Source organism: Mesorhizobium sp. f-mel (assembly GCF_053850215.1).
In genome coordinates, this window is sequence record NZ_JBSPTO010000001.1 from 149,864 (window position 1) to 161,430 (window position 11,567).

The window sequence follows — 11,567 nt, forward strand, 5'->3', positions numbered from 1 at the left end:
TCGGACCAGAAGACCCCGGGAAGGCATCTCTATGCAGTCCGTGCACATCGTCAGCGCCTATGACGAGGAGCTGAAATATTTGTCGAAGCGCATCGCCGCGATGGGCGGGCATGCCGAACGCATGGTCGAACAGGCGATCGCGGCCCTGGTCAACGCCGACCCCGGCCTTGCCCAGAAAGTCATCCGTGACGATTCCGTTCTGGACGAAGGGCAGCGCGAGATCGACGACAAGGCGATCATCATCATCGCCAAGCGCCAGCCGATGGCGACGGATTTGCGCGAGATCGTCGGCGCGATCCGCATCTCGGCGGACCTCGAACGGGTCGGCGACCTCGGCAAGAATGTCGCCAAGCGCGTGGTTGCCGTCATAGAAGGGCGCCAGCCGACCAGCCTGTTCCGCGGCATTGAGGCCTTGGCCGACCTGGCGTTGACGCAGCTCAAGGAAGTGCTCGACGTCTACGCGTCGCGCTCGGTGGAAAAAATCGGCTTCGTGCGTGATCGCGATGATCAGATCGATGCCGTGTACACCTCGCTGTTTCGCGAGTTGCTGACGTACATGATGGAAGATCCGCGCAACATTACGCCTTGCACGCACCTGCTGTTTTGCGCCAAGAATATCGAGCGGATCGGCGATCATGCCACCAATATCGCCGAGACGATCTACTACATCGTCACCGGCGACCAGATGCCGGCCGAGCGGCCGAAGGGCGACAAGACAGACAGGATTGTTCTCCCGGGAGCGCTACCCGCGAAGTGAACGGCTGCCTCTCGAACCCATTGCTGATTTAGGCTAAGCTTTACCGAACGTTCCTGATCCTGACCCGAGGCCATGCCTCCAGGAGGTAGCGATGGAAACCGTTCGGAACCTGACGCCGGCCTCGCCGACATCGGCCATCATCGCTTCCAGCGTCTATACCGCCGGCCGGCGTGTCGCCGACATTCCGATCGAGGAAGCTGGCGAATGGGCCAAGAAGCCAGGTCATGTCGTCTGGATCGGCCTGCTGGAGCCGGACCGCAACCTGTTGCTTCGCGTCCAGGCGCAATTCCATCTGCACGATCTGGCGATTGAGGACGCCGAGCATCCGCATCAGCGGCCGAAGATCGAGCAATATGGCGATGCGTTGTTCATCGTTGCCCGCACGGCTCAACTAATCGACAGGCGCGTCACCTTCGGCGAGACGCATCTGTTCGTCGGCGCCGGCTATATCGTCAGCGTCAGGCACGGTCCGTCGACTTCTTATGCCGCCGTTCGCCAGCATTGGGAAAGCTGCCCGCTTTCGCTGGCCAAGGGCGAGGATTTCGTCCTCTATGCCATTCTCGATTTCATCGTCGACAACTACATGCCGGTGCTCGAGCAGATCGAGGACGAGGTCGAGGCGATCGAGGACAAGGTCCTGCTAAGGCCTGTGACTGGACCTGATATCGAGCGGCTCTATATGCTGCGCCGCGATCTGTTGCGCTTGCGCAATGCGGCGCTGCCGCTGGTGGAGGTCTGCCGCCGGCTGACCAGCGCCGACCTGCCGCAGATCCACGCAGCCATGCACCCGTTGTTTCGCGACGTGACCGATCATATCCGCACCGTGCAGGAAAAGATCGACAGTTTGCGGGAGGTTCTCGCCTTTGCCTTCGAGGCCAGCCTCCTGGTGGGCCAGAGCCAGGAAACGGCGAACACCAAGAAGCTAGCCTCGTGGGCTGCCATCTTGGCGGTGCCGACGGCGCTCGCCGGCATCTACGGCATGAATTTCGACGACATGCCGGAACTGAAGATGGAATATGGCTACCCGCTCGTGCTGGCTGCGATCGCTGCGATCTGCTCTTTCCTGTACTGGCGTTTTCGCAAGAATGGGTGGCTGTGAAAGAGAAGGGAGTAAGGGAGTAAGGCAGTAAGGGAGTATGTAGTGCGTTGCCAAGGGTCGCACTCACAAAGCCTAATCTTTACCTACTCCCATACTGCCCTATTGCCTTATCTACTCCGCCGCCGCTCTGATGCGGGCTGGAACGCAATGCGGGCGTGGTACTTGCAATAGGGTCCGGTTTCGGCCGCGTCGTTGCCGCAGAAATGGAACTCTTCCGAAAGCGGATCGCCATTCGGCCATTTGCATGTCCGCTCGGTTAACTCGACGAGTTGCAGATGCCGCGAGATCGGCACGACGACGTTCTCGACCGGACGGACGTAATGACGCGCCACCGGTGCGGTGTCGAATTGCGCCTGCAGCGCGGTCGCGCCGATCGACGTGGTGATATGCCGCGCAGTGCTCGCCGCCCGCGACACCGATTTCTGGACGCTCGATCCTTGCACGCTCTTTTTCTGGCGTGCCGGCGTGGCGGTCGAGCGTCCGCGGCCCGACAGTTTCAGCCGATGCACCTTGCCGATGACGGCATTGCGGCTGACGCCCCCGAGCTGTGCGGCGATCTGGCTGGCGCTCAGTCCCTCCGACCACAATTTTCTAAGAAGTTCGACCCGCTCGTCAGTCCAGTTCATGAGACCGCGCTCCTGCTGAATGTGCGGCGATCGGAATCCTTCCACGATCCGGCTTCCGCCGGGCAGACACCACATATATCGGGTGATTAGGTCCGCCGCACGAAATCTAGTTATTTCTCGACTACAATTACCTTATGCGCTGACTCGGTGACAAGAGTCCGAGGGCCAACACGAATCGGTTTTTTCGGTTTTCCCCAACTTGCCCGGTCGCTGATGAGCCGGCGTCTCGCTGGAGAGCTTGCCGCGCGTCCTTGCGCGACGTTTTCGTTGACTTCATGGCCGAAAAACACGATAAGCCGCAAAGGCCGCCGCTTTGGCGGCTTTTTGATTTTCCGGTTCCGGAGACGCATATAATGAGCGGTTCGGCGCTTTTCGAGACCTTTACCCGCGCACCCCTGGCCTTCGACCATGGGGAAGGCACTTGGCTGGTCACCGACAAGGGCGAGCGATATCTCGATTTTGGCGGCGGTGTCGCCGTGAGTTCGCTGGGCCACAGCCATCCGCATTTGGTCTCGGCACTCACCGAGCAGGCGGCCAAGGTCTGGCACGTCTCCAACCTCTACGAGATTCCGGGGCAGAGCCGTTTGGGCGAGCGGCTGGCCGACGCCACCTTCGCCGACAAGGTGTTCTTCACCAATTCCGGCGCCGAGGCGCTGGAATGCGCCATCAAGACGGCGCGGCGCTACCACTTCGTCAAGGGCCATCCCGAGCGCTTTCGCATCATCACCTTCGAAGGCGCCTTTCATGGCCGCACGCTGGCGACCATCGCCGCCGGCGGCCAGTATAAATACCTGGAAGGCTTCGGACCCAAGGTCGAAGGTTTCGACCAGGTCGGCTTCGGCGACATCGACGCCGCCGAAAAGGCGATCACCCCCGAGACCGCCGCGATACTGATCGAGCCGGTGCAGGGCGAGGGTGGCATCCGCCCGGTGCCGACGCAGTCGCTGAAGCGCCTGAGGCAGCTCTGCGAACAGCATGGCCTGCTCCTGATCTTCGACGAGGTCCAGTGCGGCATCGGCCGCACCGGAAAATTGTTCGCGCATGAATGGGCTGGCGTCACGCCCGACATCATGGCTGTTGCCAAGGGCATCGGCGGCGGCTTCCCGGTGGGCGCCTGCCTCGCCACCGACGAGGCGGCCGTCGGCATGACCGCCGGCGTGCACGGCACCACTTTCGGCGGCAATCCGCTGGCGATGGCGGTCGGCAACGCCGTACTCGACGTGGTGCTGGAGGACGGCTTCCTGGAGGATGTCCAGCGCAAGGCGTTGCTGCTGAAGCAGGGGCTGGCGGGTGTCGCCGACGAATTTCCTGATATCATCGAAGACATCAGGGGCACCGGCTTGATGCTCGGCCTGAAATGCGCCGCACCCAACACCAAGGTGAATATGGCGTTGCGCGACCAGCATCTGCTGGCGGTTCCGGCCGGTGACAACGTCCTTCGCCTGCTGCCGCCGCTCACCGTCACCGACGCCGAGATCCATGAAGCGCTCGACCGCATCCGCGCCGGCGCCAGGGGCCTGGCCGATGCCATAGCCGCGGCTGCCGCGAAGTAACAGTCGAAAGACCCCAAATGAGCCTTCGCCATTTCACCGATCTTTCCGCCGTTTCCGAGGGCGATCTGCGCTTCATGCTGGACGATGCCGTCGTGCGAAAGGCAAGGCTCAAGGCTGGCGAGCGGACAAAACCGCTCGAAGGCAAGGTGCTGGCGATGATCTTCGACAAGCCGTCGACGCGCACGCGCGTATCCTTCGACGTCGGCATGCGCCAACTCGGTGGCGAGACCATCATGCTGACCGGCACCGAGATGCAGCTCGGCCGCTCCGAAACCATCGCCGACACGGCCAAGGTGCTGTCGCGCTATGTCGATGCGATCATGATCCGAACCACATCGCATGACCGGCTGCTGGAGCTGACCGAGAACGCCACCGTTCCCGTCATCAACGGGCTGACCGACGATACCCATCCGTGCCAGCTGATGGCCGACATCATGACTTTCGAGGAGCATCGCGGTCCGGTCGCCGGCAAGACCATCGCCTGGACCGGCGACGGCAACAACGTGCTGCATTCGCTGCTGGAGGCCTCGGCGCGGTTCCGCTTCAATCTCAACGTAGCCGTGCCGGAAGGCAGCGAGCCGGCGCAGAAGCATGTCGACTGGTCGATGGCGCATGGCGGCAAGTTGAACTTCACCCGCTCGCCCGAGGAGGCGGTCCACGAGGCCGACTGCGTCGTCACCGACTGCTGGGTGTCGATGGGCCAGGAGCACCGTGCTCGCGGCCACAACGTCTTCTCACCCTATCAGGTCAATGCCGCGCTGATGGCGAAGGCAAAGCCCGACGCATTGTTCATGCACTGCCTGCCGGCGCATCGCGGTGAGGAGGTCACCGACGAGGTCATCGACGGGCCACATTCGGTGGTGTTCGACGAGGCCGAGAACCGGCTCCACGCCCAGAAGGCGGTTTTGGCCTGGTGTCTGGGCGCTTGATCCGGGCCGCCTTGATCCGGGAGTACGTGATGCCTATCTCAGCCGCATCACGCAAATCGAGCGCGTTTCGACGCATGCGCCCCGGAGGGCGGCATGGCCGCGCCCCGGAGCTTTGTCATGTTGGAAACTCATCAATTGGCTGAACATCAACCCAAACTCGGCGAATTCGGCTACGCCGGCGACGATCATGTCGTGCCCTTCGAGGTCGGCCCGCTCGACGTGCGCGGCCGCACCGTCCAGCTCGGGCCGATGCTCGACGCGATCCTCAGCCGTCATGACTATCCCGAGCCGGTCGCCCGCCTGCTGGCGGAAGCCTGCGTGCTGACAGTGCTGCTTGGCACCTCGCTCAAGTTCGAAGGCAAGTTCATCCTGCAGACCCGCACGGACGGGCCGGTCGATATGCTGGTGGCGGATTTTTCCACGCCGCAGGCGCTGCGCGCCTATGCGCGCTTCGACGCCGACCGGCTGGAGGCACTGACATCTGCCGGCGAGACCTCGCAGCAGACGCTGCTCGGCAGCGGTGTTCTGGCGCTGACCATCGACCAGGGTGCCCACACGCAGCGCTATCAGGGCATCGTCCAGCTCGACGGCGAGACACTGGAGGAGGCCGCGCGCACCTATTTTCGCCAGTCGGAACAGATCCCGACCGACCTCAGACTCTCGGTGGCCAAGCTGTTGACGCCCGGTGTCGGCGGTGCCCGCGAGCAATGGCGTGCCGGTGGCATCCTTGCGCAATTCCTGCCGCAATCGGCGGAACGCATGCGCGTGCCCGACCTTCCAGGCGGCGACGGCGATCCGCGCGATGAGATCCATGATCCGGCCGACAATTCCTGGCAGGAACTGCTGGCATTGCTTGGCACCATCGAGCCGACGGAACTGATCGACCCGACGATCGGCGCCGAGCGGTTGCTTTACCGGCTGTTCCACGAGCACGGCGTCCGCGTCTTCGGCGGCGTACCGGTAGCCGACGAGTGCTCATGCTCCAGGGAGAAGATCCGCGGCATACTCGAAGGTTTCTCAGCCGACGAGATCAGGGACAGCACCGAGGATGGCGGCATTCATGTCGCCTGCGAATTCTGCTCGAAGCAATATGACTTCGATCCGGCGGAGTTTGCTGCGGCGCAGTAGACCATGATCCCGACCGAAGGTCCGCGCATCGAAAAGTGGAAAGCGTTTTTTGCTTCGCTGACCTTCGGTTCGGAAAAGGTCCTGGTCTAAGAGTTAGAGCCCATCCCGATTCTATCGGGATGGATCAGGTCTAGCTGGTCAGTTGACGGTGCGCCGCGTGCCCGGCAGGTCGAGCGAAAAGGGGGGGATGGCGACGTCGAACGTCTCGCCTCGCTTGTTGCGCATCGTATAGTGGCCGACCATGATGCCGGACGGCGTCGAGAGCGGGCAGCCAGACGTATATTGATAACTGTCGCCGGGGTTAAGTTCGGGCTGGTCGCCGACAACGCCGGCGCCGCGCACTTCCTCGACCCGGCCGGTGCCGTCGGTGATGTGCCAATAGCGTGACAGAAGTTGTACGAATTCATCCGACTGGTTGTCGATGGTCACCTGGTAGCCCCAGACATAGCGGTTCTCCGACGGGTCGGAGCGATCTTCCAGATAGAACGGCCTGACCTGTACTTCGATGTTGCGCGTAACGGCGCTGTACATAGACTACTCCACAATATGCAGACGGAACTTTCGACGCTCTCCGCAGTTTGGTCAACAGGGCGCTTCCCGTCCTTGCCCGACTAGTTTGCGCGCAGCTGCCGAAGAACAATGTCATTTAAGTGACACATGACAATGATGGTGTGCAGGGCCGGGCGACTCAGCATTCTGTCGAACTGTTGAAAACGGCTATCATGCGGCCGGTTTTTCTGGAGTGACCAGATATCGATGGAACTGACAGTCACAGCCGCCTTGCTTTCCACAGCTCTGCTTCTCGTCAATCTCGGCAGCATCCTGCTCGCTTCGTTGAAGCTGAAGCGGCCTGGCAGGATCGCGCCGCCAGCCGGCAAGGCGCCTCCGGTGTCGATCGTCGTGCCGTCGCGCGGCGTCGAGCCGTTTGCCGAGGAGACGCTCGAGCGCGCCTTCTCGCTCGACTGGCCGCGCTATGAGCTCATCTTCTGCGTCGCCCATGCCGACGACCCGGTGGTCAGGCCGGTCACCGATGCGATTGCCCGTTTTCCGGCCGTGCCGGCCCGGCTGCTCGTCGGCGACGACCGCATCAGCGGCAATCCGAAACTCAACAATTGCGTGAAGGGCTGGGAGGCGGCGCGCCACCGCTGGGTCATCCTTGCCGATTCCAACGTCCTGATGCCGAGGGACTATGTCCAGCATCTGATGGCGGCATGGCGGCCGGACACCGGTCTTGTCTGCTCGACGCCGATCGGCTCGCGGCCGGACGGGTTCTGGGCTGAGGTCGAATGCGCCTTCCTCAACACGCTGCAGGCGCGCTGGCAATATACCGGCGAGGCGATAGGCCTTGGCTTTGCCCAAGGCAAGAGCATGTTGTGGGACAAGCCCATGCTCGACCCCAATGGCGGCATCCGTGCGCTTGCCGCCGAGATCGCCGAGGATGCGGCCGCGACCAAGCTGGTCAACGGGCTTGGACTGCGCGTCAATCTCGTCGCCTCGCCCTTTGAGCAGCCGCTCGGTTTTCGCACGCTCGGCGAAATCTGTTCGCGCCAGGCCCGCTGGGCACGCCTGCGTCGCGTCACCTTCCCACTGTTCTTCGCGCCCGAGATCCTGATCGGAGCGGCGCCGCCGCTGGTGCTTGCGTTGGTTGCGGCAGCAGGCGCCGGCTTCAGCCTGTCGGCAACCGCCATCGCTGTGCTTGTGGCCGCCTACCTCCCGGAATGCGCTCTCGCCTCGGCCAAGAGCTGGCACCTGTCGCTGCGCATGATCCCGGCGATGATGGCGCGCGATTGCATCCTGCCGATTGTCTGGGCGCGTGGCTGGCTCAGCGGTGCCGTCGACTGGCGTGGCAACACGATGACCATCCACACCAGCGCCGTTGCGGAATTGGAAGAGACCCCGTCGGGCGCCTGACCGCGCCTGATTTTGACGATTCGAGCGACACCGCCCAGTGCACTATCTGGCGACTTTCAGGGCCTGCTCGATGTCTTCGAGCAGGTCGTCGGTGTCCTCCAGGCCGACGGACAGCCTGAGCGTGCCTGGCCCGATGCCGAGTTCGGCGCGCGCCTCGTCGCTCAGATTCTTGTGTGTCGTCGTCGCCGGATGGGTGATCAGGCTCTTGGCGTCACCGAGATTGTTAGAGATCAGCACGATATCGAGCGCGTTCTGGAAGGCGAAGGCCGCCTGCTTGCCGCCCTTGACGTCGAGGCAGATCAGCGTCGAGCCGCCCGACATCTGCTTCTTGACGACCGCCGCTTGCGGGTGATCGGCGCGGCCGGGATAGATGACGCGGGCGATTTCCGGCCGCTCGGCGAGGAAATCGGCGATCCGGCCGGCACTTTCCGTCTGCTGGCGCACGCGCAGCGGCAGCGTTTCCAGACCCTTCAGCAGCGTCCAGGCGTTGAACGGCGACAGGCTGGGACCAGTGTGGCGGAAATAATCGTGCAGGTTCTCGTCGATCCACTTCTTGTCCGACAGGATGACGCCGCCGAGGCAGCGCCCCTGGCCGTCGATGTGCTTGGTCGCCGAATAGACGACGATATGGGCGCCGAGCTGCAACGGCTTCTGCTGCAAGGGCGTGGCAAAGACATTGTCGACGATCAGCCGCGCGCCGATCGAATCGGCAAGCGAGGCGACGGCTGCGATGTCGACGACTTCCAGCGTCGGATTGGTCGGGCTTTCAAGGAAGAACAGCTTCGTGTTGGGCCTGACCGCCTTTTCCCAATTGGCGATTTCGGTGCCATCGACCAGCGTCGCCTCGATGCCGTATTTCGGCGCCAGCGTCTCGACCACCCAGCGGCAGGAGCCGAACAGCGCACGCGCCGCCACGATGTGGTCGCCGGCCTTGGCGCTGCACAGCAACGCCGCTGTCACCGCCGCCATGCCGGATGCGGTGGCGCGGGCATCTTCGGCACCTTCCAGCGCACACATGCGTTTCTCGAACATGTCGACCGTCGGATTGGCATAGCGCGAATAGATGAAGCCCGGTTCCTCGCCCTTGAAGCGGGCTTCCGCCGCCTGCGCCGTATCGTAGACATAGCCTTGCGTGAGATACATCGCCTCGGAGGTTTCGCCGAAGCCGGAACGCAGCGTTCCCGCATGCACGAGTGCGGTCTGAGGCTTCCAGTTGCGCTTGTTGCTCGTCATCACCTTGTTCCAAACACCAAAAATGGCCCAAATACAAAAAAACCGGCCGCGAAAGTCGCAACCGGTCCATATGGCCTTTCGGGCCGACGGTCCTTTAGCGACTTGTTTAACGTGGCTGCAAGCCGACCGGCCAAATCACCACGGGATAACGACCCTTTAGACCCGCACCGCGCTTGCGTCAATTGCCGGCATGATTAAGAGGTTTGTACCAGCGGGTTCCGCGGCAGGAACCTGCGACAAAACGAGACCACGCCCGGCCTTCGAGCGGAGCCAGACTTTGCGGCAGACAGGCATTCTTCCCGATCAGGATATTTCCGCGCTGTTCCAGTCGGGCGCGCTGAAATCGCCGCGCGCGCTCGATGCCGACCAGGTCCAGCCGGCCAGCCTCGACCTTAGGCTTGGCGACAAGGCCTGGCGGGTGCGCGCCTCCTTCCTGCCCGGCCCGAACCACAGGGTTGCTGAAAAACTCGACCGCCTGAAGCTGCACGAAATCAATCTCGCCGATGGCGCGGTGCTGGAGACGGGCTGCGTCTATATCGTGCCGCTGCTCGAGAGCCTGGCGCTTCCGGCAAACGTTTCGGCCTCGGCCAACCCGAAGAGCTCGACCGGACGGCTCGACATCTTCACCCGGGTGATGACCGATCGCGGCCACGAGTTCGACAAGATCGCTGCCGGCTACAACGGCCCGCTCTATCTGGAAGTCAGCCCGCGCACCTTTCCGATCGTCGTCCGTGCCGGCTCGCGGCTGTCGCAGATCAGGTTCCGCACCGGCAATGCGCTTTTGTCGGAAAACGAGCTGCACGAATTACATCGTGCCGAGACGCTCGTCGCCACCGAGCCGCCGAACATTTCCGGCGGCGGCATCGCACTGTCGATCGACCTCGATGGCGACAAGGACGGGCTGGTCGGCTACCGCGGCAAGCACCACACCGGCCTGGTCGATGTCGACAAGCGCGCCGCGCAGGATGTTGTCGATTTCTGGGAGCCGCTCTACAAGAGCGGTGCTGGCGAACTGGTGCTCGATCCCGATGAATTCTATATCCTCGTCAGCCAGGAGGCGGTGCATGTGCCGCCGCTCTATGCCGCCGAAATGACGCCCTTCGATCCGCTGGTTGGCGAATTCCGTGTCCACTATGCCGGTTTCTTTGATCCGGGCTTCGGCCATTCGGCGGCCGGCGGCACCGGCAGCAGGGCTGTGCTCGAAGTGCGCAGCCACGAAGTGCCGTTCATCCTCGACCACGGCCAGATCGTCGGACGGCTGGTCTACGAGCACATGCTGAAGCGGCCGCAGGCGCTCTACGGCACAGATGTCGGCTCGAACTATCAGGCACAGGGCCTGAAACTGTCCAAACATTTCCGCGCCGCGCGCTGATCCCCGATCAACCAGACTGTGCTTGCCTGACCTTGCGGGCCGTGCTTGGCTGTGCCCAACCGTCAAGGTGGTTGAACCAAGGGAACAAAGAAATGCAGATTTCAAGATGGATCGCATCGGCGGCAACAGCTGCCATGCTGGTGATGGCTGCCGGGTCCTTGTCGGCGCAAGCACAGGAAAAGTTGAAGATCGCCACCGAAGGCGCCTATCCGCCGTTCAACACCATCACCGCGGATGGCAAGCTCACCGGCTTCGACATCGACATCGCCAATGCGCTTTGCGCTCAGATGAAGGTCGAATGCGAACTTGTCACGCAGGACTGGGACGGCATGATCCCGGCGCTCCAGGCCAGAAAGTTCGACGCCATCATCGCGTCCATGAGCATTACCGAGGAGCGCAAGAAGCAGGTCTCCTTCACCAACAAATACTATACCACGCCGCTTTCGCTGGTGGCCATGAAGGACAGCGATATTGCCTCGACCGAACCCGCCGCACTCGCCGGCAAGACAGTCGGCGCCCAGGCTTCGACCACCCAGGCCGACTATGCCCAGGATGTCTATAGCAAGGCCGGCGCCGAGGCGAAGCTCTATCCGACCCAGGAGGAGGCGGTCGCCGACCTGATGAACGGCCGTCTCGATGCCGTCCTTTCAGACAAATTCGTGCTGATGGACTGGATGAAGAAGTCGAGCGACGGCTGCTGCAAGATGGTCGGCGACGTCAAGGGCACCGAGACCGAAGCCGGTATCGCCGTGCGCAAGGAAGACAATGCGCTGCGCGAGAAGCTCAACGCCGCGATCGATGCGATCGTCGCAGATGGCACCTACAAGAAGATCCAGGCCAAATATTTCGATTTCGATATTTATTGAGAGGTTGAAGCCAATCTCCCCCCTCGTGGGGGAGATGCCCGGCAGGGCAGAGGGGGCGCGAAGGATCACCAACTTCGCACCCTGCGGCAACCT

Annotated in this window: 11 protein-coding genes and 1 riboswitch; of the genes, 8 read left to right on the plus strand and 3 right to left on the minus strand. The window is 62.6% G+C overall.

Features of this window, described 5'->3' with window-relative positions; all coding sequences use genetic code 11:
* The first annotated feature begins 31 nt into the window (after positions 1 to 31).
* Both phoU and ACWUKX_RS00715 read left to right on the plus strand, forming a co-directional pair.
* Positions 32 to 757 (plus strand): phosphate signaling complex protein PhoU, encoded by a 726-nt coding sequence (phoU, locus tag ACWUKX_RS00710; RefSeq protein ID WP_456002950.1) that lies wholly within the window; start codon positions 32 to 34, stop codon positions 755 to 757.
* Positions 758 to 848: 91 nt separating this feature from the next.
* Positions 849 to 1,856, plus strand: a complete 1,008-nt coding sequence (locus ACWUKX_RS00715) for a magnesium and cobalt transport protein CorA (RefSeq protein ID WP_456002952.1) — start codon at positions 849 to 851, stop codon at positions 1,854 to 1,856.
* Between the two features lie 107 nt (positions 1,857 to 1,963).
* Here ACWUKX_RS00715 and ACWUKX_RS00720 read toward each other — a convergent pair whose 3' ends face one another.
* The gene (locus ACWUKX_RS00720; RefSeq protein ID WP_029356837.1) at positions 1,964 to 2,482 is read right to left on the minus strand and encodes a GcrA family cell cycle regulator; all 519 of its coding nucleotides are present in this window, start codon (positions 2,480 to 2,482) and stop codon (positions 1,964 to 1,966) included.
* Between the two features lie 353 nt (positions 2,483 to 2,835).
* Here ACWUKX_RS00720 and ACWUKX_RS00725 point away from each other — a divergent pair, with 353 nt between their 5' ends.
* From ACWUKX_RS00725 to ACWUKX_RS00735, 3 genes are all read left to right on the plus strand, one after another.
* Positions 2,836 to 4,035: an acetylornithine transaminase gene (locus ACWUKX_RS00725; RefSeq protein WP_456002954.1), complete on the plus strand. Its 1,200-nt coding sequence runs from the start codon at positions 2,836 to 2,838 to the stop codon at positions 4,033 to 4,035.
* 17 nt (positions 4,036 to 4,052) lie between these two features.
* Positions 4,053 to 4,964 carry an ornithine carbamoyltransferase gene (argF, locus tag ACWUKX_RS00730; protein ID WP_029356835.1) on the plus strand — a complete coding sequence of 304 codons (912 nt, stop codon included), beginning with the start codon at positions 4,053 to 4,055 and terminating at the stop codon, positions 4,962 to 4,964.
* Between the two features lie 93 nt (positions 4,965 to 5,057).
* Positions 5,058 to 6,092 carry an Hsp33 family molecular chaperone gene (locus ACWUKX_RS00735; RefSeq protein ID WP_029356830.1) on the plus strand — a complete coding sequence of 345 codons (1,035 nt, stop codon included), beginning with the start codon at positions 5,058 to 5,060 and terminating at the stop codon, positions 6,090 to 6,092.
* A 138-nt stretch (positions 6,093 to 6,230) separates the two neighbouring features.
* On the opposite strand, the gene apaG is transcribed toward ACWUKX_RS00735, so the two are convergent.
* On the minus strand, positions 6,231 to 6,623 hold the full coding sequence (gene apaG, locus ACWUKX_RS00740) for a Co2+/Mg2+ efflux protein ApaG (protein WP_456002956.1): 393 nt from the start codon (positions 6,621 to 6,623) through the stop codon (positions 6,231 to 6,233).
* Positions 6,624 to 6,848: 225 nt separating this feature from the next.
* Between apaG and ACWUKX_RS00745 the strand changes: the two genes are divergently transcribed.
* Positions 6,849 to 8,003: a ceramide glucosyltransferase gene (locus ACWUKX_RS00745; RefSeq protein ID WP_456002958.1), complete on the plus strand. Its 1,155-nt coding sequence runs from the start codon at positions 6,849 to 6,851 to the stop codon at positions 8,001 to 8,003.
* A 42-nt stretch (positions 8,004 to 8,045) separates the two neighbouring features.
* On the opposite strand, the gene ACWUKX_RS00750 is transcribed toward ACWUKX_RS00745, so the two are convergent.
* Positions 8,046 to 9,236: an O-succinylhomoserine sulfhydrylase gene (locus tag ACWUKX_RS00750; protein ID WP_456002960.1), complete on the minus strand. Its 1,191-nt coding sequence runs from the start codon at positions 9,234 to 9,236 to the stop codon at positions 8,046 to 8,048.
* A 74-nt stretch (positions 9,237 to 9,310) separates the two neighbouring features.
* Positions 9,311 to 9,388: riboswitch (SAM riboswitch) on the minus strand.
* A gap of 125 nt (positions 9,389 to 9,513) precedes the next feature.
* Here ACWUKX_RS00750 and ACWUKX_RS00755 point away from each other — a divergent pair.
* Positions 9,514 to 10,608, plus strand: coding sequence for a 2'-deoxycytidine 5'-triphosphate deaminase (locus ACWUKX_RS00755; RefSeq protein WP_456002962.1), 1,095 nt, complete (start codon positions 9,514 to 9,516; stop codon positions 10,606 to 10,608).
* Between the two features lie 92 nt (positions 10,609 to 10,700).
* On the plus strand, positions 10,701 to 11,474 hold the full coding sequence (locus tag ACWUKX_RS00760) for an ABC transporter substrate-binding protein (RefSeq protein WP_455849787.1): 774 nt from the start codon (positions 10,701 to 10,703) through the stop codon (positions 11,472 to 11,474).
* Positions 11,475 to 11,567 lie beyond the last annotated feature (93 nt).